General features: G+C 68.5%; 19 protein-coding genes. 10 read left to right on the forward strand and 9 right to left on the reverse strand.

Annotated features, from left to right (window positions below; all coding sequences use genetic code 11):
• Positions 1–24 precede the first annotated feature (24 nt).
• The 3 genes from dnaJ (at position 25) to IC535_RS05240 (ending at position 3473) form a co-directional block, all read left to right on the forward strand.
• The gene (gene dnaJ, locus IC535_RS05230; RefSeq protein WP_228885216.1) at positions 25–1158 is read left to right on the forward strand and encodes a molecular chaperone DnaJ; all 1134 of its coding nucleotides are present in this window, start codon (positions 25–27) and stop codon (positions 1156–1158) included.
• 300 nt (positions 1159–1458) lie between these two features.
• Entirely contained in the window at positions 1459–2367 is a 909-nt protein-coding gene (gene pdxY / locus IC535_RS05235; protein ID WP_228885215.1) for a pyridoxal kinase, read from the forward strand.
• Positions 2364–3473 carry a prephenate dehydrogenase gene (locus tag IC535_RS05240; RefSeq protein ID WP_228885214.1) on the forward strand — a complete coding sequence of 370 codons (1110 nt, stop codon included), beginning with the start codon at positions 2364–2366 and terminating at the stop codon, positions 3471–3473. The genes pdxY and IC535_RS05240 overlap by 4 nt, the downstream gene beginning before the upstream one ends.
• Before the next feature lie 147 nt (positions 3474–3620).
• On the opposite strand, the gene IC535_RS05245 is transcribed toward IC535_RS05240, so the two are convergent.
• The 5 genes from IC535_RS05245 to IC535_RS05265 all read right to left on the reverse strand — a co-directional run bounded on the left by IC535_RS05245 (position 3621) and on the right by IC535_RS05265 (position 7748).
• Positions 3621–3815, reverse strand: a complete 195-nt coding sequence (locus IC535_RS05245) for a hypothetical protein (RefSeq protein ID WP_228885213.1) — start codon at positions 3813–3815, stop codon at positions 3621–3623.
• A 69-nt stretch (positions 3816–3884) separates the two neighbouring features.
• Positions 3885–5651, reverse strand: a complete 1767-nt coding sequence (locus tag IC535_RS05250) for an ABC transporter transmembrane domain-containing protein (RefSeq protein WP_228885212.1) — start codon at positions 5649–5651, stop codon at positions 3885–3887.
• The gene (locus IC535_RS05255; RefSeq protein WP_228885211.1) at positions 5644–6252 is read right to left on the reverse strand and encodes an IMPACT family protein; all 609 of its coding nucleotides are present in this window, start codon (positions 6250–6252) and stop codon (positions 5644–5646) included. Before IC535_RS05255 ends, IC535_RS05250 begins: the two co-directional genes overlap by 8 nt.
• A gap of 42 nt (positions 6253–6294) precedes the next feature.
• Positions 6295–7233, reverse strand: a complete 939-nt coding sequence (locus IC535_RS05260; RefSeq protein WP_228885210.1) for a hypothetical protein — start codon at positions 7231–7233, stop codon at positions 6295–6297.
• On the reverse strand, positions 7230–7748 hold the full coding sequence (locus IC535_RS05265; protein WP_228885209.1) for an RNA polymerase sigma factor: 519 nt from the start codon (positions 7746–7748) through the stop codon (positions 7230–7232). The genes IC535_RS05260 and IC535_RS05265 overlap by 4 nt, the downstream gene beginning before the upstream one ends.
• A 243-nt stretch (positions 7749–7991) precedes the next feature.
• Between IC535_RS05265 and IC535_RS05270 the strand changes: the two genes are divergently transcribed.
• The gene (locus IC535_RS05270) at positions 7992–10871 is read left to right on the forward strand and encodes a bifunctional diguanylate cyclase/phosphodiesterase (protein WP_429000332.1); all 2880 of its coding nucleotides are present in this window, start codon (positions 7992–7994) and stop codon (positions 10869–10871) included.
• Between the two features lies 1 nt (position 10872).
• Here IC535_RS05270 and IC535_RS05275 read toward each other — a convergent pair whose 3' ends face one another.
• Entirely contained in the window at positions 10873–11466 is a 594-nt protein-coding gene (locus IC535_RS05275; protein ID WP_228885208.1) for a TIGR00730 family Rossman fold protein, read from the reverse strand.
• Between the two features lie 182 nt (positions 11467–11648).
• Positions 11649–13145 (reverse strand): aminotransferase class III-fold pyridoxal phosphate-dependent enzyme, encoded by a 1497-nt coding sequence (locus IC535_RS05280; protein ID WP_228885207.1) that lies wholly within the window; start codon positions 13143–13145, stop codon positions 11649–11651.
• 210 nt (positions 13146–13355) lie between these two features.
• Between IC535_RS05280 and queA the strand changes: the two genes are divergently transcribed.
• The 6 genes from queA to fabV all read left to right on the forward strand — a co-directional run bounded on the left by queA (position 13356) and on the right by fabV (position 20713).
• Entirely contained in the window at positions 13356–14423 is a 1068-nt protein-coding gene (gene queA, locus IC535_RS05285) for a tRNA preQ1(34) S-adenosylmethionine ribosyltransferase-isomerase QueA (RefSeq protein WP_228885206.1), read from the forward strand.
• Between the two features lie 66 nt (positions 14424–14489).
• Entirely contained in the window at positions 14490–15620 is a 1131-nt protein-coding gene (gene tgt / locus IC535_RS05290) for a tRNA guanosine(34) transglycosylase Tgt (RefSeq protein ID WP_228885205.1), read from the forward strand.
• A 148-nt stretch (positions 15621–15768) separates the two neighbouring features.
• The gene (gene yajC / locus IC535_RS05295) at positions 15769–16113 is read left to right on the forward strand and encodes a preprotein translocase subunit YajC (protein ID WP_228885204.1); all 345 of its coding nucleotides are present in this window, start codon (positions 15769–15771) and stop codon (positions 16111–16113) included.
• A 61-nt stretch (positions 16114–16174) separates the two neighbouring features.
• Complete coding sequence (secD, locus tag IC535_RS05300) at positions 16175–18028, forward strand: protein translocase subunit SecD (RefSeq protein ID WP_228885203.1); 1854 nt, start codon at positions 16175–16177, stop codon at positions 18026–18028.
• Between the two features lie 15 nt (positions 18029–18043).
• Positions 18044–19021, forward strand: a complete 978-nt coding sequence (gene secF / locus IC535_RS05305) for a protein translocase subunit SecF (protein ID WP_228885202.1) — start codon at positions 18044–18046, stop codon at positions 19019–19021.
• Positions 19022–19453: 432 nt separating this feature from the next.
• Positions 19454–20713, forward strand: a complete 1260-nt coding sequence (gene fabV, locus IC535_RS05310; RefSeq protein WP_228885201.1) for an enoyl-ACP reductase FabV — start codon at positions 19454–19456, stop codon at positions 20711–20713.
• 52 nt (positions 20714–20765) lie between these two features.
• Here the strand turns inward: fabV and IC535_RS05315 are convergent, their stop codons facing one another.
• Both IC535_RS05315 and IC535_RS05320 read right to left on the reverse strand, forming a co-directional pair.
• Positions 20766–21971 carry an MFS transporter gene (locus tag IC535_RS05315; protein ID WP_228885200.1) on the reverse strand — a complete coding sequence of 402 codons (1206 nt, stop codon included), beginning with the start codon at positions 21969–21971 and terminating at the stop codon, positions 20766–20768.
• Positions 21968–23209, reverse strand: coding sequence for an MFS transporter (locus IC535_RS05320; RefSeq protein WP_228885199.1), 1242 nt, complete (start codon positions 23207–23209; stop codon positions 21968–21970). Before IC535_RS05320 ends, IC535_RS05315 begins: the two co-directional genes overlap by 4 nt.
• Positions 23210–23241: the final 32 nt, after the last annotated feature.

Here is a 23241-nt window from a genome sequence, read left to right on the forward strand (position 1 = left end):
GACTTCCGGATACCGATTCAAGCTATGAGCAAGCGCGATTACTACGAAGTGCTGGGCGTGTCCCGCACCGCCACCGACGAAGAACTGAAGAAGTCCTACCGCCGTTGCGCGATGAAGTTCCACCCGGACCGCAACCCCGGTGACAGTGCCGCCGAAGCCGCCTTCAAGGAGTGCAAGGAGGCCTACGAGACCCTGTCGGACGGCAACAAGCGGCGCATGTACGATGCCCACGGCCACGCGGCGTTCGAGCATGGCATGGGCGGCGGTGGTGGCGGCCCGGGCGGCCCGGACATGGGCGATATCTTCGGCGACATCTTCGGCAACATCTTCGGAGGTGGCGGCGGTGGCGGCCAGCGCCAGGCGCGTCGCGGTGCCGACATCGGCTATGTGATGGAGCTGGACCTGGAAGAAGCGGTGATGGGCGTGGAACGCCGCATCGAGATTCCGACCCTGGCCGAGTGCGACGACTGCCACGGCAGCGGTTCCGAAGACGGCAAGGTGGATACCTGCAGCGTGTGCAACGGCCATGGCCAGGTGCGCATCCAGCGTGGCATCTTCGCCATGCAGCAGGCCTGCCACAACTGCAACGGGCGCGGCAAGATCATCCAGAACCCGTGCAAGACCTGCCACGGCAACGGCCGTGTCGAGGAAGACAAGGTGTTGTCGGTCAAGGTGCCAGCAGGCGTGGACACCGGCGACCGCATCCGGTTGTCCGGCGAAGGCGAGGCCGGCCCGGCCGGGACGCCGCCGGGCGATCTATACGTGGAAGTGCGGGTGCGCGAGCATGCGATCTTCCAGCGCGACGGCGACGACCTGCACTGCGAAGTGCCGATCCGGATCTCGCAGGCCGCGCTGGGCGACACCGTGCGCGTGGCCACCCTGGGCGGTTATGCGGAAATCCGCATCCCGGCCGAAACCCAGACCGGCAAGCTGTTCCGCATGCGCGGCAAGGGCGTGCGCTCGGTGCGCAGCCGCAGCGAAGGCGACCTGTACTGCCGCGTGGTGGTGGAAACCCCGGTCAACCTCACCCCCGAGCAGCGCAAGCTGCTGGAGCAGTTTGAAACCACCTTCACCGGCGAGGAAGCGCGCAAGCATTCGCCGAAGTCGGCGACCTTCATCGACGGGGTCAAGGGCTTCTGGGATCGGATGACCTCGTAAAAAACACATCCAGGCGTGATGCGTCCGAGCATGGGTCGGACCTATCGGCCGTACGGCATGTGCTCTACCGTCCGCACTCCTGATTCTCACCAGAGGAGGGCGGGCGGCCCCATGCGGGACTGTCGAAAACATGGATGTTTTCGCCAAGCCCCCAGGGATGGGTTTACGGCGTGTCCCGCATGGGGCCGCCCGTCCTCCTCCCATGCGGAGAAGCAAGACGCTGCTCTTGGTTCAGACGTTCATGAGGTTGCCGGCCAGCGGCCGGCACTACCGGTGCCATGGCAGGCGTAAAATGCCCGCATGAACGAATCCCTCGAAAGCCACCTGGTCCACGGCCGCCGCCAGCGTCCGGACGGTCCGTCGCCGGTCGACGTCATCTCGGTACAGTCGCAGCTGGTCTACGGCCATGCCGGCAACAGCGCGGCGGTGCCGCCGCTGCGCGCGCTGGGCGTGCGCGTGGCCGAAGTGCCGACCACGCTGCTGAGCAATGCGCCGTTCTACCCGACCACGCGCGGCCGCGTGCTGCCGGCGGACTGGTTCGCCGAACTGCTGCAGGGCGCCGCCGAGCGCGGCCTGCCGCAGCGGGCACGGATGCTGGTGTCCGGGTACTTCGGCAGCGTCGGCAATGGCGCGGCCTTCGCCGACTGGCTCGACCAGGTGCTGCCGGCCTGCCCGCAGCTGCGCTACTGCCTGGACCCGGTGATCGGCGATACCCACACCGGCCCCTATGTGGAGCCCGGGTTGGAGGCCATCTTCGCCGAGCGGCTGCTGCCGCATGCCTGGCTGGTTACCCCCAATGCGTTCGAACTGGGCCGGCTGACCGGCATGTCCAGCCTGGCCGAAACCGATGCGATCGCCGCCGCCCAGGTACTGCTGGCGCGCGGCCCGGAATGGGTGCTGGCGCACAGCGTCGGTGGCCAGCCGGGCCAACTGGTGACCCTGGCGGTCAGCCGCGGCGCGATCTGGCGCTGGACCTCGCCGCACCTGCCGGTGGACGTGGCCGGTACCGGCGATGTGCTGATGTCGCTGCTGGTCGCGTTCCTGCTGCGTGGCGAAACCATCGAACAGGCGATCTCGCGGGCGATCGCCGGCGTGCACGTGGCACTGGAGACCACCCTGGCCAACGGCCATGAAGAATTCGACGTGCTGGCCGCCGCCCCGGCCGCGCTGGCACTGCCGGCGCGCTTCGTGCCCGAGCGCATCGCGTGAGCGCAGTGGTCGTTGGCATCGTCGGCAGCGCCGGTGCCTACGGGCGCTGGCTGCGCCGGTTCCTGGAGCAGCGCCTGGGTCTGGAGGTGATCGGCCACGATCCAGCCGATCCGCAGTCGGACAGCCCGGAGACCCTGCTCGAACGCGCGCAGGTGCTGATCTTCTCCGCACCGATCCGGCACACGCCCGCGCTGATCGCCGCGTACGCCGCGCGATCGGCGGGTCGTGAAGCCGGTCGCCTGTGGCTGGATGTCACCTCGGTCAAATCCGCACCGGTGGAGGCGATGCTCGCCTCGCAGGCCGAGGTGGTGGGCCTGCATCCGATGACGGCCCCGCCCAAGGCGCCCACGCTGAAGGGCAGGGTGATGGTGGTCTGTGAGGCGCGCCTGTCGCAGTGGCAGCCGTTCGTGCAGCAGCTGTGCGACGCACTGGAAGCGGAGTGCGTGCGCGCCACGCCCGAGCATCACGATCAGGTCATGGCGCTGGTCCAGGCGATGGTGCATGCCACGCATTTGGCCCAGGCCGGCGTGTTGCGCGAGTACGCGCCGATCCTGGGCGCGTTGCCGGCGCTGATGCCGTACCGGTCGGCATCGTTCGAGCTGGATACCGCGATCATCGCGCGCATCCTCTCGCTCAATCCGGCGATCTACGAAGACATCCAGTTCGGCAATCCGCATGTGGCACCGATGCTGGACCGCCTGCTGGCGCAGCTGCAGCAGCTGCGTGCGCAGGTCGGGCAGGGCGACGATGCCGCGCGCGCCGCATTCCGCCAGCAGCTGCTGCTGGACAACCGCGCCAGCCAGGGCGAGGCGGTGCTGGCCGCCGGCAACTACACCTTCGAGCGGGTCGGTTACCTGCTGGCCGACCTGACCGAGCGCAACGCGATCAGCGTGCACCTGCCCGAGGACCGCCCCGGTTCGCTGCGCGAACTGCTGCACGTGTTCGAACGCCATCGGGTCAGCCTGGCCTCGATCCATTCCTCGCGCACGCCCGGCGGTGAAGTGCACTTCCGGGTCGGGTTCGTGGCGGGCAGCGATGCCCTCGCGTTGCAGGCGGCCGCGATCGAAATCGACGCCTCCGGCATCGGCCGCGTGCTTCCGCGCTGACACGGTGCATTGCAACATTCATCCACAGGGGGTGTGGATGATCTGCGCACAAACATGTGGATAAGTGCGCAGGCGCCTTGCACTGAAAGGCTGTCAAGATGCTTGGTCAAAATTTGACCAACATCCGTGCAACTTTTTTCGACCGCCTCAGGTGACGAGGGTGAGCTCACCGCCGGCGGTGCGGAACTCCCGGCCGTCGCGGATCAGGTGGCGGCCATCGGCCAGTTCGTAACGCGCGCCCTGGCCGTTGCCTGCGGCCGCATCGGCCGGCTCATCCTTGAATTCGATGATGACGTAATCGTCGCCGTTGGCGTCGGTGGCGGGGAACTGTCGGAACGACATGAAACACCTCCTGCAGCGCATCTTGGTGATGGGCTGCAGGATGCGATGCCAGGTGTTACCGGCCCGTCATCAATCGATGAATTGCAGGCGTGCCAGTTCGGCGTACAGCCCGCCCTCGGCCAGCAGCTGCGCGTGGGTGCCCTGGGCGACGATGCGGCCATGGTCCATCACCACGATGCGGTCGGCCTTGAGCACGGTGGCCAGGCGATGGGCGATCACCAGCGTGGTACGCCCGGCCATCAGCCGCTCCAGCGCCTGCTGCACGGCGCGCTCGCTCTGCGCATCCAGCGCGCTGGTGGCTTCGTCCAGCAGCAGGATTGGGGCATCCTTGAGCAGGGCGCGCGCGATCGCGATGCGCTGCTGCTGGCCACCGGACAGGCGCGCGCCGCGTTCGCCCAGTTCGCTCAGGTAGCCCTCGGGCAGGGCTTGCAGGAATTCGTCGGCCTCGGCTGCGGCCGCCGCGCGCTGCACCTGCTCATCGCTGGCTTCCAGGCGGCCATAGCGGATGTTGTCCAGCGCGGTGCTGGCAAACAGCGTGGGCTGCTGCGGCACCAGCGCCATCTGCGCACGCAGCTGGGCCGGGTCGACCCGGCGTACATCCACGCCATCGACCAGGATGCGGCCAGCCGACGGGTCGTGGAAGCGCAGCAGCATCGACAGCACCGTGCTCTTGCCGGCACCGGACGGGCCGACCAGGGCCACGGTCTCGCCCGGGCGCACGTGCAGGTCGAAATGCGCCAGCGCGGCGGTGTCCGGGCGCTGCGGATAATGGAAGACCACGTCTTCGAAGCGGATCTCGCCGCGCAGCGGCTGCGGCAGCGGCTGCGGATCGGCCGGGGTGGTGATCTCGATTTCTTCCTGCAGCAGTTCGGCGATCCGGCCCATGCCGCCGGAGGCGCGTTGCAGTTCGTTCCAGACCTCGGCCAGGGCGCCGACCGAACCGCCGCCGATCAGCGCATACAACACGAACTGGCCCAGCGTGCCCGGGCTCATGCGGCCGTCGATGACGTCATGCGCGCCCAGCCACAGCACCCCGACGATCGCGCCGAACACCAGCACGATCGCGCTGGCGGTGACGATCGACTGCGCGCCGATGCGGCGCCGGGCGGCCTTGATCGATTCGCCCAGCGCGGCATTGAAGCGGCCACGCTCGTAGGGTTCGCGTGCATGCGCCTGCACGGTGCGCACCGCGCCCAGGGTTTCGGCGGCCAGGGTGTTGGCATCGGCGATGCGGTCCTGGCTGGCGCGCGAAATCTTGCGCAGCCGGCGGGCGCCGATGATGATCGGCAGCACCGCCAGCGGGATGCCGACCAGCGACCAGGCCGCCAGTGTCGGGCTGGTCACAAACAGCATCACCAAGCTGCCGATCACGGTGACGCTGCTGCGCAGGGCCACCGACATGGTCGAGCCGATCACGCTGCGCAGCAGTTCGCTGTCGGCGGTCAGGCGCGAAACCAGTTCGCCGCTGCGGCTGCGGTCGTGGAAGCCGGCGCCCAGCGCGATCAGGTGCGCGTACAGGCGGCTGCGCAGGTCGGCCACTACCTTTTCGCCGAGCAGCGACACGAAGAAGAACCGCGCCGCGGTGGCCAGGGCCAGCAGCACCGCCACCAGGAACAGCAGCGCGAAGGCGCGGTTGATCTGGCCGTTGTCGTTGAAACCGTGGTCGATCATCAGCTTGACCGCCGGCGGCAGGCTCAGCGTGGCCACCGAAGACAACGCCAGCGCCACCAGCCAGGCAGCGAACAGCCCGGAATGGCGGCGCACGAACGGCCACAGCGTGCCCAGGCTGCCAAGCCGGCGCATGGCCGGGGCCTGCGGGGTGGGGGTATCAGTCATTCAGGTGGCCTGGTTCGGTGCATGTTTCGATGCGGATACGATTACGGGTGGCGTCGCGCAGGCGGTTTTTCAACGGGTCGATCTGATCGGCGGGCAGGCGCACCTGCAGTTCCACCCCTGCGGCGGTGAAGGTTTCGGCCAGTTTTTCGGCGGTATGGCTGGCCAGGGCGGCGTGCAGGATGCCCAAGTCATCGAAGCTGGCCTGCACGCTCAGCTCGGCCAGCGCGATCAGTTGTTGGCGTGGCGCGGTGCGCAGGCATTCGGCGGCGGTACCGCCATAGGCGCGGACCAGGCCGCCGGCACCCAGTTTGATGCCGCCATACCAGCGGGTCACCACCACCATCACCCGGTCCAGGCCCTGGCCATCGATGGCGGCCAGGATCGGCCGCCCGGCGGTACCGGCCGGCTCGCCATCATCGCTGGAACGGTACGCGCCGCCATGGCGGTAGGCCCAGCAGTTGTGGGTGGCATCGGCCACGGCGACCTGCTGCAGGAACGCCAGCGCATCGGCGGCATCGGCGATCGGCGCGGCCTGGGCGGTGAAGCGGCTGTGCTTGATTTCCAGGCTGTGGCTGACGGGGCTGGCGAGCGTATCGGGCATTCCCACCATTGTAGGGGACGACCGTTGGCCGTCACATGCCCCTCAGTTGTCCAGCAGCTGGCGCAGATCGTGCGGCACGCGCACTTCGGGGTGGTGCTGCAGGTAGCGTTCCAGGCTGGCGCGCGCGGTATCCACGTCACCGGCATCGCGACGTTCGCGGATGCGCTTGAGCCATTGCTTGCGCGGCAGCGCGGCGTCGGCGGCGACGGCGGCCTCCACCGCATGGGACGACAGCATTCCCTGGGGCGCGACTGAGGCCTCGGCCCGGCGCATCGTACTGGCCGTGCGCGCGGCCTGGCCGCTGGCGGCCGGCGCGGCCTCGGCGTGCTTGAGCCGGGCGGTATCGGCTGCCGCCTGCGCGGCAGTGAGCTCGACCTGGTCATGCGCAGGCGCAGCCATGCTGTCCATCGCATCGGCCTGCACCGGTGCTGGCGGGGCGGCCATCGGAGCCGGCAACGGTGCAGGCCTGGGCGGTGCCTGCCGGGCCAGTGGCGCCGCCGCTGGCGGCGCGACCGGTGCTGCGACCGGCGCCGGTGCCGGCAAGGCCTCGGCCACCGGCGCCTGCGCGGCCTGGGGCCGGGCGCGGGCCGCGGCGGGCGCCCGGTCGGCGGCGTCGACGTCTTCAGCGGTTTCAACGGCCGGGGCTGGTGACGGTGCCGTTGTCGGGGCCGGTGCCGTGGCTTCCAGCGCCGGCACCTGCGGGGGTTCGGGCTTGAGCTGCCAGGCGATACCGACCGCGAACACCACCGAGGCGGCCAGGCCCAGGGCGGCCGGCAGGCGCGAGCGCGGGCGTGCGGAGCGCTTGCCCGACGCCACGGCAGCGGCCGGCACGATGCTGGCCGCCGGCGGCGCCTGCACGGCGGCGCGCGCGGCGGCCAGCACGGCGTCATCCAGCGCCGCTGGTGGCGCGACCGGCGTGGCGCGGCCGAGCAGGCGCGCCAGCTCGCGTTCTTCGGCGGTCAGCGGTTCGATCCGGTTCATTCGCTCAACCCTGCGCGTAGTTTGTCCATCGCATAGCGCAAGCGCGATTTGACCGTTTCGCGGCCCACGCCGGTGATCTCTGCGATGTCCTCCAGGCTCAGTTCCTGCTCCAGGCGCAACTGCAGGACCTGGCGCTGTTCTTCAGGCAGCTGTTCCATCGCCAGCTGCAGTCGGCGCCGTTGTTCGAAGTCCGACAGCTGCGTCTCCGGGGTGCGGGTATCGCTCATCCGCGCCACCCGCTCGTCGGCGTCACCGGGCGCCGGCGGCCGGTGCCGCGCGGCACGCCAGTGATCGTTGAGACGATTGTGGGCGATCCGGAACAGCCAAGTGGTGAAGGCGGCCTCGGGCTGCCAGCCGGCACGGGCGGCAATCACCCGCTGCCAGACGTCCTGGAACATTTCATCGGCCAGCGCCGCATCGCGCAGCTGGCGCAGCAGGAAGCTGTACAGGCGGCTGCGGTGGCGCGCATACAGCGTTTCGAACGCGCGCAGCTCACCGCCGGCCCAGGCCAGCATCAGTGCTTCGTCGGTTGGCAGGGCAGCGGCGTCCACGGCGCACAGAGTAAGCGCTGGGCGGGATTTGGCATAGCGGACCGGGACGGGCAGGGGGGCGGGCAGCGGCATGGCCGGGGCAATGGCAAGGGACACCTCCAACAACGTCCATCGGCGATGATCGGGGTTGCCGCTCTTCCATTGCCCCCCGGTGCGCGCGCTATGCTCGGGGCCAGGGGAGGTGCCGGACATCCGGTGCCACAAGAGATCAACGACGTGTCCAGCCATACCGTGACGCCCGCAGGGCTTGCCGACCGTGACGCCGTGGTATGCGCGGCACTGGCGCGGGCGTTGTGCGCGTTGCTGCCGGCCGGCGCACAGGTGGCGCTGGCGTGGTCCGATCCCGGCCTGGGCGAGGGCTGCCAGGCCGAGCCGGCGCTGCCGCAGGACGCCACGGCGACGCTGGAGGCCCTGCTGGGCGGCGCGCTCGGGCCGCAGCAGCCGGCCCTGCGCCGTTGGCAGCACCATGGCAGCGAGTTGGCCGTGCGGGCATTGGGCGCCGGTGCACAGGGGCCGGACGAGGGCTGGTGGACGGTGGCCCGGCAATGGCTGCAGGATGCGGTGGCCCTGGCCCGGCAGCGCGAGCAGATCCGCTCGCTGGAAACCTCCAAGCGGCTGCAGCAGGCCTTGTACGAGATCGCCGACCTGGCCGGCGCCGACCTGGAAATGGCCGAGATGCTGCGCCACTTCCACCGCGTGCTCAACACCCTGATGTATGCGCAGAACTGCTACATCGTCGAGTACGACGACGTGCGCCGGCGGGTGCGTTTCCTGTATTTCGCCGACCAGCGCGACAATTTCGTGGCCGACCCGGACCGCAGTTACGAAGAGCACGAAATGCCGCGCAGCCTGACCTTCGCGCTGCTGCGCCATGGCCAGCCACTGAGTGGCCCGTCCAACGAACTGCTGGCGGCGCTGAACGACCAGTACGACCCGCTGCACGGCCCGGAAAGCCTGGACTGGCTGGGCGTGCCGATGCTGCGCGAGGGCCGGGTGTGCGGCGCGATCGTGGTGCAGAGCTATGAACAGCGCGTGCGCTACAACGAGGCCGACCGCACCCTGCTGGGCTATGTGGCCCAGCACATCCTGACCGCGATGGACCGCCGCCAGGCGCAGGTGCAGCTGGAGCGCCAGGTAGAGCGGCGCACGCTGGAACTGCAGCGGGCCAACCGCAGCCTGCAGGACGAGGTGGTCGAACGCCGCCGCGCCGAGAAGCTGCAGCTGGCGCTGTTCAACATCGCCGAAATGGCGATGAGCGCGGCCAGCCTGGCGCAGTTCTACGTGCAGGTGCACGGGGTGGTCGGGACCTTGCTGGACGCGCGTAATTTCTACATCGCGCTGGTCAACGAGGGCGGCGACGGGCTGGATTTCGTCTACTCGGTGGACGAGTACAACCCGGCGCGTGCGCCGCGTCCGTTCAGCCAGGGCCTGACCGAATTCATCGTGCGCAACCGCCAGCCGCTGCTGGCCACGCGTGCGCACATCGACGCGTTGCGCGATGCCGGGCACGTGCGCGAATTCGGCGCGCGCTCGCACTGCTGGCTGGGCGTGCCGCTGCTCAGCGACGACGACGTGGTCGGGGTGATCGTGGTGCAGAGCTATTCGCCGGAAGTGAGCTTCACCGCGCACGACCAGCGGCTGTTGACCTTCGTGGCGCAGAACATCGGCAACGGGCTGGCCCGCCAGCGCGACCAGGAGCGGTTGCGCAATGCGCACGCCGAGCTGGAAAAACGCGTGGAAGAGCGCACCCGCGAGCTGGCCGAAGTCAACGACAAGCTGCTCGGCCAGATCGGCGAGCGGCTGCGCGCCGAACAGCGGCTGACCCACCAGGCCATGCACGATGCGCTGACCGGCCTGCCCAACCGGCTGCACCTGCTGGACCGGCTGGAGGATGCGATCGTGCGGGCGCGCACCCCGGGCGGCCCGCCGTTCGCGGTGCTGTTCCTGGACCTGGACCGCTTCAAGCTGGTCAACGACAGCATCGGCCATGCGGCCGGCGACAAGATGCTGGTGGAGGTGGCCAAGCGCATCGTGTCGATGGTCGACGCCGATGACGTGGTCGCGCGCCTGGGCGGCGATGAGTTCGCGATCCTGCTGCGATGCGAGCGCGGGTTGGAATCGGCACGCGATTTTTCCCGGCGCATGCTGGTGGCGCTGGAAGAATCGATGTGGGTGCAGGGCCGCGAACTGTTCCCGTCCGGCAGCCTGGGCATTGCGATGTGGAACCCGCGCTACCGCAATGGCGAAGAGCTGGTGCGCGACGCCGATGCGGCCATGTACCGGGCCAAGGCCCAGGGCAAGGACCGCTGCGCGGTGTTCGACGAGGCCATGCGCGAGGAGGCGATGCGCAGCCTGGACCTGGAAGCGGACCTGCGCCGGGCGATCATCAACCGCGATTTCCTGCCGTACTACCAGCCGATCGTGCGCCTGGGCGATGGCCGGGTGATCGGCTACGAGGCGCTGCTGCGCTGGCAGCATGAGCGGCGCGGGCTGTTGCTGCCCAGCGCCTTCCTCGACCTGGGCGAGGAGAGCGGCCTGATCGAGCAGGTCGACTGGTTGCTGTACGAACAGGTGATCGAACAGCTGGCGCGCGGCGGCGAGGGCTACCTGTCGGTGAACGTGTCGCCACGGCATTTCCGTTCGGCCGATTTCAGCAGCCGGCTGTTCGGCCTGATCGACGCCGCCGGCGCCGACCCGCAACGGCTGCGGCTGGAAATCACCGAGGTGGCGCTGCTGGACGATGGTCCGCGCACGCTGCGCGTGCTGCAGACCCTGCGCGAACGTGGGGTGCTGGTGCAGCTGGACGATTTCGGGACCGGTTTCTCGGCACTGTCCTACCTGCACCGCTTCCCGATCTCGACCCTGAAGATCGACCAGAGCTTCATCGCCGGCCTGCATGGCCAGGAGCTGCAGAGCACCTATGCGCTGGTGCAGGGCGTGCTGTCGCTGGCGCGTACGCTGGGCATCGAAACGGTGGGCGAGGGCATCGAGACCGATGCCCAGCGCCAGACCCTGCTGCAGCTGGGCTGCGACTACGGCCAGGGCTACCTGCTCGGCCGGCCGGCGCCGATGGATACGTTCGCCTGAATCAAACCAGCGCGTTGCGCCGCTTCTCATCGATCCACTTGGACGCCTGCGCCGGCTGGTAGGCGCCCATCCAGTCCAGCATGGCGTCGATGTCCGCGCCGTACCACAGGTCGGCACGCTGCTCGGGGTGCAGGAAACGCTCCTCGACCATGCGGTCGATCATGCCGATCAGCGGCGCGTAGAAGCCGTCCACATCCAGGAAGGCGCAGGGCTTGTTGCCGATGCCCAGCTGGCGCCAGGTCAGCATCTCGAAGATTTCCTCCATGGTGCCAAAGCCGCCGGGCAGGGCGACGAAGGCATCGGAGAGCTCGAACATGCGCGACTTGCGTTCGTGCATCGAGCCGACGATTTCCAGCTCGGTCAGGCCACGGTGGGCCACTTCCCAGTCGGCCAGCTGCTGGGGGATCACCCCGGTGACCTCGCCGCCGGCGGCCAGCACGGCATTGGCCACCGTGCCCATCAGGCCGACGTTGCCGCCGCCATAGACCAGGCGCAGGCCGTCACGGGCGATGCGGTCGCCCAGGGCGATGGCGCGTTCGGTGTAGATGGGCTTGCTGCCGGCGTTGGAGCCGCAATAAACGCAAATCGACTTCATGGAATCTTCCTGTGTTCACAAGGCGTAGCGGCGGAAACGAAAAAGCCCCGCCGATGACCGCTGTTCCGGTCTCGTGACGGGGGTTTGGTTCCGCGCAGGCGGGCGCCGATGTTAGCCCGTGCGCCCGGCCGGGACCAAGCCCGGCCCGACCGGCGGCGCCGGGCCCGGTGTGGCTGGCGGCCTCAGGCGGCCTGCGACTGCTGCCGGCGCGGGCCTTCCTTCAGTGCCCGCCCGACCAGCCCCACCAGCAGGTCCAGCTCCTCGCTGTCCATGCCGAAATGCGGGGTGAAGCGCAGCGAGTTCTCGCCGCCATGGATCACGTTGATGCCGTGGTTGCGCAGCCATTCCTCGGTGGAACCGGCGCCGTAGCACTTGAACTGCGGGGCCAGTTCGCAGGAGAACAGCAGGCCGGTGCCCTGCACCTTGGTGATCAGCCCGCCCAGCTCGCCCTTGAGCTGCTCCAGCTTGCGCACCGCTTCGGCGCCGCGTACGCGGATGTTCTCGCGCACCTGCGGGGTCAGCAGCGACAGCGTCGCGCAGGCCACGTCCAACGCCCGCGGGTTGGAGGTCATGGTGTTGCCGTAGATGCCCTTGCGGTACAACTGGGCGGCGTGTTCGGTCACGGCCAGCACCGACAGCGGGAACTGGGCGGCATTGAGCGCCTTGGAATAGGTTTCCATGTCCGGCGGGGCCAACTGCTCGAAACCGGGGTAGTCCACGATCGACAGCACGCCATGGGCACGCAGGCCGGCCTGGATCGAATCGAGCAGCAGCAGGCTGCCGTGCTGGCCGGTCAGCTCGCGGGCCAGCGCGTAGAACGCCGGCGGTACCGAGCGGCCCGGGTCGCCTTCGCCCATCACCGGCTCCAGGAACACCGCCTCGATGAACCAGTGGTTCTGCTCGGCCTCGGCGAACACGCGCTTGAGCGCCTCTTCGTCGTAGGGGGCGATGGCGATCACGCTGTCTTCGCCGCGGTAGCTGGCCAGGTGCTGCATATAGGTCTTGCGGCTGGAATCCGAATACAGGCCGGGGCGGTCGGTGCGGCCATGGAAGCTGCCCTTGACCACCACCCGCTTGATCTTCGCGCCGGCATGGCGGGCGCCCGGGTCGGTCTGCAGCTTGGCGTTGACATCGGCGATGCGCGCGGCCAGGCCGACCGCCTCCGAGCCGGAGTTCAGGCACATGAAGTGGGTGTAGGGGCAGCCGCCGCGGCGGTGGCCGATCTCCTGGCGCAGCGCCTGCACGAAGCGGTGCTGGGACAGGTTGGGGGTCATCACATTGGCCATCACCTGCGGGGCGGCCATCGCCGCCATCACCGCGTCGGGGGTGTGGCCGAAGCCGAGCATGCCGTAGCCGCCGGCGTCGTAGAGCACCGCGCCCTTCAGGGTTACCACCCAGGCGCCGCGGGCGGCCAGGGCGACGTACGGGGTGACCGCATCGTCGGCGTAGAAATTGACGAAACCGTCCTGCATGGCCTCGATCTGGGCGCGCTCGTCCAGGGCCAGCAGGTCGCCCAGATCGGCGCGCACGCGCTCGAACTCGGCGGCGGCGGCATCGATGGCGGCGACCACGGCAGGGTGGCCGGTGGCCAGGCGTTCGAGGGTGGCGTCATCCAGGCCGGTGGTAAGACGGGTGCCGGGCTGGGCGCGAAGCGGGGCGAGACGTTCGATGAAGCTCATTGCAGATCTCCTGAAACGATGGCGGCACGACGGAAAAGCAAAACGCGCGTCTATTCGCGCGCGCTTCGGGCATTCCTGCTCGTGCATCAGACTTCCGGCTCGATGCTAGCACGCGGCTTTTGGCGCGATAACCCCGTCAAAACTGTTGCAAAGCAGCATTTTGCGCGACGTTCGGTCAACGCTGCCTCGCTGCCGGGAGCCGGCCGTACAATGGCCGGCATTGTCGACCTGTTGCCGTGCGCTGCCTTGAAGAAGTCCGATTTCAACTACGAACTGCCGCCTGAACTGATTGCCCAGGCCCCGCTCGCCGAGCGTTCGGCCAGCCGTTTGCTGGTGGTGCCGCCGGCCCCGGCCGGCTTTGCGCACCGGCAGGTGCGCGACCTGCCGGACCTGCTCAACCCCGGCGACCTGCTGGTGTTCAACGATACCCGGGTGATTCCGGCGCGCCTGTTCGGCCACAAGGCCAGCGGCGGGCGGGTGGAGATCCTGATCGAGCGCCTGCTCGGCGGCCAGCAGGCCCGTGCCCAGGTCGGCGCCAGCAAGTCGCCCAAGGCCGGCAGCCGGATCGACCTCGATGCCGGTGGCCAGGCCGAAGTGCTGGGCCGCGACGGCGAGTTCTATGTGCTGCGCTTCGAGGTGGCCGAGGCGCTGGAACAATGGCTGTTGCATGCCGGGCGGCTGCCGCTGCCGCCCTACATCCAGCGCGAGCCGGGCGTGGACGACCGCGAGCGCTACCAGACCGTGTTCGCCCGGGAGGTCGGCGCGGTGGCTGCCCCCACCGCCGGCCTGCACTTCGATGAGGCCCTGCTGGCCGCGCTGAAGGACAAGGGCGTGGCCTTCGGCCATGTCACCCTGCACGTGGGCGCCGGCACCTTCCAGCCGGTGCGGGTGGACGACCTGAGCGAACACGTGATGCACCGCGAGTGGCTGAACGTGGGTGCCGAACTGGTCCAGCAGGTACGCCGCACGCGCGCCGCCGGCGGCCGGGTGATCGGCGTGGGCACCACGGTGGTGCGGGCCCTGGAAAGCGCGATGCGTGACGGCGAGCTGCTGCCGTATGCGGGGGAAACCCAGATCTTCATCACCCCCGGTTACCGGATCGCCAGCGTGGATGCGATGGTGACCAACTTCCACCTGCCCGAAAGTACCCTGCTGATGATGATCTCGGCGTTTGCCGGCAAGGACCGCGTATTCGAGGCCTACCGCGCCGCCATCGCCGAGAAATACCGGTTCTTCAGCTACGGCGACGCGATGCTGCTGTTCCCGCAGGCCGAATGACCGACGCGGGGCAGCGGCGGTCGTTTTCGGCGACAATGGGCAATTATTTGCCCGAATGACCGCTCCATGTCCCGACTCCAGTTCCAGCTCCAGACCACCGATGGCCGCGCCCGCCGCGGCCGCCTGACCTTCCCGCGCGGCACGGTGGAAACCCCGGCCTTCATGCCGGTGGGCACCTATGGCTCGGTCAAGGGCATCCTGCCGGAACAGATCCGGGCGCTGGGCGCGGAGATCATCCTGGGCAATACCTTCCACCTGTACCTGCGCCCGGGCCTGGACGTGATCGCCGACCATGGCGGCCTGCATGGCTTCGCGCGCTGGAACGGGCCGATCCTGACCGATTCGGGCGGCTTCCAGGTGTTTTCGCTGGCCCACCGCCGCAAGATCACCGAACAGGGGGTGACCTTCTCCTCGCCGACCGACGGCGCGCGGGTGTTCCTGGGGCCCGAAGAGAGCATGCGCATCCAGAAGGTGCTCGATTCGGACGTGGTGATGATCTTCGACGAGTGCACCCCGTACCCGGCCACCGAGCCGGTGGCGCGCACCTCGATGGAACTGAGCCTGCGCTGGGCCCAGCGCAGCCGCAACGCGCACGATGAGCTGGGCAACGACGCGGCGCTGTTCGGCATCGTCCAGGGCGGGGTGCACCACGACCTGCGCAGCCGCTCGGCCGCGGGCCTGCAGCAGATCGGTTTTGACGGGTATGCCATCGGCGGGCTGGCGGTGGGCGAACCCGAGCACGAGCGCAACGCCATGCTCGACCACCTGCACCCGATCCTGCCGGCCGACCGCCCGCGCTACCTGATGGGGGTGGGCCGGCCGGAAGATCTGGTCGAAGGCGTCGCCCGCGGGGTGGACATGTTCGATTGCGTGATGCCCACCCGCAACGCCCGCAACGGCCACTATTTCACCTCCTTCGGCACCGTCCGCATCCGCAATGCGCGCTACGAGCGCGACATGGACACCATCGAGCCGGGCTGCGGCTGCCACGCCTGCACCAGCGGCTATACCCGGTCCTACCTGCGCCACCTGGACCGCTGCAACGAGATGCTGGCCCCGATGCTGGGCACCATCCACAACCTGTATTACTACGAGAAGCTGATGGCCGACATGCGCGCGGCGATCGCGTCGGGAACCTTTGCCGCCTTCCGCGAGTCCTTCTACGCGGCCCGTGGCGCGGCCACCCCGGCCCTGTAAGGCCTTCACGCAGCACCGGATGCCGCGCCGACCCTGCCAAACGGCCCGAGGACGAACCCCCGGGGCCATGGCATACTTCCAGGCTGACCACCGTTTCGCGGCGCGCCCGGCCTTTCCAGCGGGGCGCCTCCCAACCCAAGGACACCAAATGAACCTGACCGCTTTCCTGATTCCTGCCGCCCACGCCCAAGCCGCTGGCGGCCAGCCGGGTGGCATGGGTCTGACCACGCTGCTGTTCCCGATCATCCTGATCGCGATCATGTACTTCCTGATGATCCGCCCGCAGATGAAGCGCCAGAAGGAACACAAGGCGATGCTGGAGAAGATCAAGCGCGGCGACGAAGTGCTGACCAACGGCGGCATCGCCGGCACGGTCACCGACATCGGCGACAACTTCATCACCATCGAAGTGGCCGACAACGTGCGCATCCGCGTGCAGAAGGGCGCCGTGGGCAACGTGCTGCCGACCGGCACGCTGAAGTCGGCCAACTGAGCCACCCCTTTCTCGAAGCACAACCGCGGCGCCGGGACGGGCGCCGCGCGGGACCCAAGCAATGCTCGAATTTCCACGCTGGAAGTACTTCGTCATCCTGATCGTGCTGGCGCTCAGCGCGCTGTACGCACTGCCCAACATCTACCAGAAGGACCCGGCCGTCCAGATCACCGCCAACCGTGGCGGGCAGATCGACGATGCGCTGCGCGACCGTGTTCTGGCCGATCTGAAGCAGGCCGGGATCACCACCCTCGGTGCCGAACAGGAAGGCGACAGCCTGATCGTCCGGCTGGCCGGCCTACAGTCGCAGGCCGCCGCCAGCGACACGCTGCGCGACAGCGTGGGTGAGAACTATGTGGTGGCGCTGAACCTGGCCTCGACCGTGCCGGACTGGCTGGCCAAGCTGGGCGGCCGCCCGATGGTGCTCGGCCTGGATCTGCAGGGCGGTGTGCACTTCGTGCTGCAGGTCGACCAGAAGGCCGCGCTGGACAAGCGCCTGGACGCCTACGCCGAAGACGTGCGCACCAGCCTGCGCGATGCCCGCATCGCCTACCAGTCGGTGGAGCGTCGTGCCGACAACAGCATCCTGGCCACCATCAGCCCCTCGGCCGGTGCCGATGCAGTGGCCCGTGCCCGCGAGGTGATGGCCAAGGCGCAGCCCACGCTGGGCTATGAGGTGACCGACAACCGCATTGCGGTGAAGGTGCCCGAGACCGAGCTGAGCCAGATCGCCAACGGCGCGATCGAGCAGAACATCAATACGCTGCGCAACCGCGTCAACCAGCTTGGCGTGGCCGAGCCGATCATCCAGCGCCAGGGCGCCGACCGCGTGGTGGTGCAGTTGCCGGGCGTGCAGGACACCGCCGAAGCCAAGCGCATGATCGGTGCCACCGCCACGCTGGAATACCGCGCCGTGGTCGATGGCAACGCGCAGGACGCGATCGCCAGCGGCCGCATCCCGCCGGAGGCCAAGGTCTACCAGCAACGCGACAACCGTGGCCCGATCCTGCTCAACAAGCGGGTGATCGTCACCGGCGACCAGATGGTCGCCGCCCAGGCCGCCACCGACCAGAACGGCGCGGCGGCAGTCAGCGTGACGCTGAACAACGTCGGCGGCCAGCGCATGTTCGACTTCACCAGCGCCAACGTGAACAAGCCGATGGCGGTGGTCTACACCGAGCGCATCCCGACCGTGAACATGGTCGACGGCAAGGAAGTGCGCAGCTTCCGGGTCAAGGAGGAAGTGATCTCGGTGGCCAACATCAACGGGGTGTTCGGCAAGAACTTCCAGACCACCGGCCTGGAGAAGAAGGAAGCCGAAGACCTGGCCAAGCTGCTCAAATCCGGCTCGCTGGCCGCGCCCATGGACTTCGTCGAAGAGCGCGTGGTCGGCCCGAGCCTGGGTGCGGAGAACGTCAAGAACGGTATCACCGCGGTGGTCTACGCGTTCCTGTTCACCCTGGTGTTCTTCAGCATCTACTACCGCATGTTCGGCGTGATCACTTCGCTGGCGATGCTGTTCAACCTGCTGATCGTGGTGGCGGTGATGTCGATGTTCGGCGCCACCATGACCCTGCCGGGCTTTGCCGGCCTGGCGCTGTCGGTGGGCCTGTCGGTGGACGCCAACGTGCTGATCAACGAGCGCATCCGCGAGGAGCTGCGTGCGGGTGTGCCGGGCAAGCTGGCCATCGTCACCGGTTACGAACGCGCCAGCGGCACCATCCTGGACGCCAACCTGACCGGCCTGATCGTGGGCGTGGCGTTGTTCGCCTTCGGTACCGGTCCGCTGAAGGGCTTCGCGCTGACCATGATCATCGGTATCTTCGCCTCGATGTTCACGGCGATCACCGTGTCGCGCGCATTGGCGACGCTGATCTACGGCCGTCGCAAGAAGCTCCAGAACGTGGCCATCTAACGGGACGACTCGCACATGAAACTGTTTCCGCTGCACATCCTCCCGAACGACACCAAGATCGACTTCATGCGGTGGCGTCATGCCGCGCTGGTCGTAACCCTGCTGCTGTTCGTGGGTTCGATCGCGTTGATCGCGACCAAGGGCTTCAACTACGCGCTGGACTTCACCGGCGGCACCCTGATCGAGGCGCGCTTCGAGCGTCAGGTCGATGTCGAAGGCGTCCGCGCCAAGCTGGAGGGCAATGGCTTCGACGGCGCCCAGGTGCAGAGTTTCGGTGGCAACACCGACCTGCTGATCCGTCTGGCACCGCACGGCGAACATGCCCCGGGCACCGGCAATGCGGCCAGTGACCAGCGCACCGCCGATGCCGTGGTCAAGGCGATCTCCACCGGCGACAACAAGGCCACCATCCTGCGCAACGAGTTCGTTGGCCCGCAGGTCGGCAAGGACCTGGCGATGAACGGCCTGTACGCCACCTTGTTCATGCTGGTGGGCTTCCTGATCTACATCGCGTTCCGCTTCGAGTGGAAGTTCGCCATCACCGCCAGCATCGTGGCCCTGTTCGACCTGCTGGTCACGGTGGCCTACGTGTCGGCCACCGGCCGCGAGTTCGACCTGACCGTGCTGGCCGGCCTGCTGTCGGTGATGGGCTTTGCCATCAACGACATCATCGTGGTGTTCGACCGCGTCCGCGAAAACTTCCGCAGCCTGCGCGTGGAACCGCTGGAAGTGCTGAACCGTTCGATCAACCAGACGCTGTCGCGCACGGTGATCACCGCGGTGATGTTCTTCCTGTCGGCACTGGCGCTGTACATGTACGGCGGCACCTCGATGGAAGGCCTGGCCGAGACCCACATGGTGGGCGCGGTGATCGTGGTGCTGTCCTCGATCCTGGTGGCCGTGCCGATGCTGACCATCGGCGCACTGCGGGTGACCAAGCAGGACCTGCTGCCCAAGGCCAAGGACATCGAGGCGCTCGAGCGTCGTCCGTAAGCCACCGGCAACATGAAGCACCTGAGAAGCCGCGCCCTGCGCGGCTTTTCTTTTTGGGGCGATCTGCGGACAGGCGCGGCAGCGCCTCCGTTGCGCGGCGGGAGGCTGGCGGGTAAAGCCAAGCCATGCTTGGCAGCTCTTCCATCCGCCAGCAACCAACTGTCGGGCGAGCGGCGGGATGGGAGTGGCGGGACCGTTGGGCGGCATGGATGCCGCCCACGAGCCCCCAGGGATGGGTTCACGGCGTGTCCCGCCACTCCCATCCCGTCGCTCGCAACACCGGTGGCAGGCAACTCGCCATACACCCCCGTCGGTTGTGCTGCGCGGCGCCGCGCACTACGATCCCATGCGTTCGGCGCAGCCGCCCCGGTGGCGCGCGTTGCCCCCTTTCATCGCGCAGGCCCGGCCTGCGCCAGTCCACTCGAGGTCTTCATGGTCATCAAACCGCGTGTGCGCGGCTTCATCTGCGTCACCACCCATCCCGTCGGCTGCGATGCGGCCGTCAAGCAGCAGATCGACTATATCCAGGCCCAGCCGAAGATCGTCAACGGCCCCAAGAAGGTGCTGGTGCTCGGCGCGTCCACCGGCTATGGCCTGGCCGCGCGCATCACCGCCGCCTTCGGCAGCGGTGCGGCCACGTTGGGCGTGTTCTTCGAGCGCCCCGGCACCGAGTCCAAGCCCGGCACCGCCGGCTGGTACAACTCGGCAGCCTTCCACAAGTATGCCGGGCAGGCCGGGCTGTATGCCAAGAGCGTCAACGGCGATGCCTTCTCCGATGAGGTCAAGGCCAAGGTCATCGAGCTGATCAAGCAGGACCTGGGCCAGGTCGACCAGGTGGTCTACAGCCTGGCCGCACCGCGCCGCAAGCACCCCAGGACCGGCGAAGTGATCAGTTCCACGCTCAAGCCGATCGGCGCGCCGATCACCCTGCGTGGCCTGGACACCGACAAGGAACGGATCACCGAAACCACGATCGAACCGGCCACCCCCGAAGAGATCGCCGGCACGGTGGCGGTGATGGGCGGCGAAGACTGGCAGATGTGGATCGATGCGCTGCTGGAGGCCGGTGTGCTGGCCGATGGCGCCACCACCACCGCCTTCACCTACGTGGGCGAAGAAATCACCCAGGCGATCTACTGGAACGGCTCGATCGGCGCGGCCAAGAAGGACCTGGACAACAAGGTGCTGGGCCTGCGCGAAAAGCTGGAAAAGATCGGCGGGGATGCCCGCGTGTCGGTGCTCAAGGCGGTGGTCACCCAGGCCAGCTCGGCCATTCCGACCATGCCGCTGTACCTGTCGCTGCTGTTCAAGGTGATGAAGGCCAAGGGTACCCATGAGGGCTGCATCGAGCAGCTCGACACCCTGTACGACATCCTCTACGGCGGCAAGGCCGATGGCACCGCCAGCGAGCGCCTGCGCCATGACCTGGTCACCGATGGCGGCGGCAAGGTCGAGCTGATCGACACCGACGGCCGCCTGCGCGCGGACTACAAGGAAATGGCGCCGGAAGTGCAGGGTGAGGTCGTTGCCCTGTGGCCGCAGGTGACCGATGAGAACCTGTACCAGATCAGCGACCTGGCCGGTTACAAGGCCGATTTCCTGCGCCTGTTCGGCTTTGGCGTGGAAGGCGTGGATTACGACGCCGACGTGGCCACCGACGTGCAGATCCCGGACCTGGTCGATCTGACCTGATCCAGGGCGCCCAACCGGGCGCCTGCGTACAGCAGCACAGCAAACGCCGGGTTTACCCGGCGTTTGTCGTTGCCTTGGCGCTTGGCCGCTCCCTTGCAGCAAGTACTGCCGCAAGCACCAGGGCGGCGGCGCAGGTCCCGGCCGACAGCCACAGCACCGCGGCCAGGCCTGGCCCGTCCACCAGCTGCCCCCCGGTCCACGACCCCAGCGCGATCCCGACGTTGAACACGCCCACGTAAAGCGCGCTGGCGATTTCAACGGCATGGGGTGCGGCCCGCATCACCCAGGTCATCAGTGCGACCGATACCCCGCCATATGCCAGGCCCCAGACCAGCAGTGCGGCGGCACCACCGACGGCGGTGTCGCCGATGGTGAGGAACAGCGCCGGGGTGAGCAGCAGCCCCAACGCAATCGTACCCAGGATGGGCGCAGTGCGGCGTGCCGCCGCGGTACCGGCCAGGAAGTTGCCGGCGATGCCGGCGACGCCATAGCCGAACAGCAGCGCACCGACCCAGTCGGGATCGACGCCGGCGACGCCGACCAGCAGTGGGCGCACGAAGGTGAAGCTCATGAAGTGGCCGCCGACCAGCAGCAGTGTCATCAGCAGGCCTGCCTGCAGTGCGCGGTTGCCCAGCTGCCCGCGCAGCTGGCGCAGCGTGGGCGAGATCGCCACCGGCAGCGCGGGCATGGCCACGATGTGCAGGGCCAGGACGGCTGCACTGAACAGCGCCATGCCGGCGAAGGCCCAGCGCCAGCCCGCAAGATCGCCGACCGAGGTGCCCAGTGGCACGCCCAGCACCGATGCGGCAGCAACGCCACCGAAGATGATCGAGGTGGCCACCCCGACCGCCCCGGCCGGCACCAGCCGGGCGGCCAGGCCGCCGGCGATGGCCCAGATGCCGCCCATGCAGAACCCGACCAGCACGCGCGCGGCGAGCAGCCAGGTGATGTCCGGCGCCAGCGCCGAGGCGAGGTTGGCGACCACCAGCAGGGCCAGCAATCCGGCCAGGATCCAGCGCCGGTCCGCGCCACCGGAGGCGATCACGGCGATCGGGGCGAACACCGCGGCCAGCAGCGCGGGCAGCGAGAGGGTCAAACCCACCGTGCCGGTGCGGATGCCCAGTTGCTCGGCGATGTCGGTCAACAGGCCGACCGGCAGCATTTCGGTGGTCACTACCGAGAACGTGGCCAGGCCGGCGGCAACCACCGCCAGCCACGGCCGCGTGGCAACGGGACGCGCAGCGGAAGAGGTTTTCATTGATCGGATCCTGCAGAAGGAACGTGGGTGCTGGCGGGTTGCAACGAGATGGCCGGGGTATGCGCGGGCCGGCGGCGATGCGCCCACAGCGCGGTAAGCGCCACCAGTGCACCGCCGCCCAGTGCGACGGTGAATCCGGCGCGGGCACCGATGAGGTCGACGACCTGTCCGGCGCCGGCAGCGCCCAACGCCACGCCCACGTTGAGCCCGGCCAGCAGCCAGGTCATGCCTTCGGTAAGCCGGTGCGCAGGCACCAGCCGCTCCACGATCGACATCGCTACGATCATGGTCGGGGCGAAGAACAGGCCAGCCACCAGGACCGCCGCGGCAAGCCCAGCGATGCTGTCCACCAGCAGCAGGGGCAGGGTGGACAACGCGGTAGCCACGCCACCGAACAACAGCAGCCGGTGCAACGGCACGCGCAGTTGGGTGGCGCCAAACACCAGCCCGGCCACGCACGAGCCGATCGCATAGGCCGACAACACCGCGCTGGCAGCGCCCGGGGCGCCGCGCTGGTCGGCAAAGGCTACGCTGGCGATATCCACGGTGCCGACGATCACGCCCATCGCCACCATCAGCAGGGCCAGCAGGCGCACGCCGGCCACCCCGATCGCCGACCCATCGCGATCGCCCGGATCGAGCGGGTGCAACGCGGGTTCGCTGCCGCGCTGTACCACCAGTGCCGCCACGCCCAGCGCCAGCAGCACTGCAGCGGTAAGCAGGCCGGCCAGGGGATCGACCGCCACCGACAGCCCCACCGCCAGCGGCGGGCCGACGATGAAGGTGACTTCGTCCAGCACGGTTTCAAGCGAGTACGCCGTCTGCAGGCGCGGTTGCCCCCGGTACAGCGCGGCCCAGCGCGCGCGCACCATCGCCGACATGCTGGGCATGAACCCGGCCAGCGCCGCACCGGCGAACAGCGTCCAGGCCGGTGCCTGGCGCCAGGCGGCGGCCAGCAGCAGCGCCATGCCGACCACGCTGACCGTAGTGACCACCGGCAGCACGTGGGATTGCCCGTAGCGGTCCACCTTGCGCGAAATCTGCGGTGAAAGCAGGGCGTAGGTCAGCACGAAGGTGGCGGCCACCGCGCCGGCCAGGGCGTAGCTGCCACGCAGTTGCGCGAGCAGGGTGATGATGCTGATCCCGGTCATCGGCAGGGGCAGCCGCGCCAGCACGCCGGCCAGCGCGAAGCGGCCGGTGCCGGGGGCGGCGAACAGGGTTCGGTACGGGTTGTGCATCATTTTCTCCAGGACCATGTCGCCAGCCCGCA

The sequence above is a fragment of the Stenotrophomonas rhizophila genome (assembly GCF_020857975.1).
GTDB classification, from domain to species: domain Bacteria; phylum Pseudomonadota; class Gammaproteobacteria; order Xanthomonadales; family Xanthomonadaceae; genus Stenotrophomonas; species Stenotrophomonas rhizophila_C.

Coding starts and splice junctions, on each gene's coding strand:
- dnaJ (WP_228885216.1), top strand. CDS start 25: ATGAGCAAGCGCGATTACTACGAAGTGCTGGGCGTGTCCCGCACCGCC.
- pdxY (WP_228885215.1), top strand. CDS start 1,459: ATGAACGAATCCCTCGAAAGCCACCTGGTCCACGGCCGCCGCCAGCGT.
- IC535_RS05245 (WP_228885213.1), bottom strand. CDS start 3,815: ATGTCGTTCCGACAGTTCCCCGCCACCGACGCCAACGGCGACGATTAC.
- IC535_RS05250 (WP_228885212.1), bottom strand. CDS start 5,651: ATGACTGATACCCCCACCCCGCAGGCCCCGGCCATGCGCCGGCTTGGC.
- IC535_RS05255 (WP_228885211.1), bottom strand. CDS start 6,252: ATGCCCGATACGCTCGCCAGCCCCGTCAGCCACAGCCTGGAAATCAAG.
- IC535_RS05260 (WP_228885210.1), bottom strand. CDS start 7,233: ATGAACCGGATCGAACCGCTGACCGCCGAAGAACGCGAGCTGGCGCGC.
- IC535_RS05265 (WP_228885209.1), bottom strand. CDS start 7,748: ATGCTGGCCTGGGCCGGCGGTGAGCTGCGCGCGTTCGAAACGCTGTAT.
- IC535_RS05275 (WP_228885208.1), bottom strand. CDS start 11,466: ATGAAGTCGATTTGCGTTTATTGCGGCTCCAACGCCGGCAGCAAGCCC.
- IC535_RS05280 (WP_228885207.1), bottom strand. CDS start 13,145: ATGAGCTTCATCGAACGTCTCGCCCCGCTTCGCGCCCAGCCCGGCACC.
- queA (WP_228885206.1), top strand. CDS start 13,356: ATGGCCGGCATTGTCGACCTGTTGCCGTGCGCTGCCTTGAAGAAGTCC.
- tgt (WP_228885205.1), top strand. CDS start 14,490: ATGTCCCGACTCCAGTTCCAGCTCCAGACCACCGATGGCCGCGCCCGC.
- yajC (WP_228885204.1), top strand. CDS start 15,769: ATGAACCTGACCGCTTTCCTGATTCCTGCCGCCCACGCCCAAGCCGCT.
- secD (WP_228885203.1), top strand. CDS start 16,175: ATGCTCGAATTTCCACGCTGGAAGTACTTCGTCATCCTGATCGTGCTG.
- secF (WP_228885202.1), top strand. CDS start 18,044: ATGAAACTGTTTCCGCTGCACATCCTCCCGAACGACACCAAGATCGAC.
- fabV (WP_228885201.1), top strand. CDS start 19,454: ATGGTCATCAAACCGCGTGTGCGCGGCTTCATCTGCGTCACCACCCAT.
- IC535_RS05315 (WP_228885200.1), bottom strand. CDS start 21,971: ATGAAAACCTCTTCCGCTGCGCGTCCCGTTGCCACGCGGCCGTGGCTG.
- IC535_RS05320 (WP_228885199.1), bottom strand. CDS start 23,209: ATGCACAACCCGTACCGAACCCTGTTCGCCGCCCCCGGCACCGGCCGC.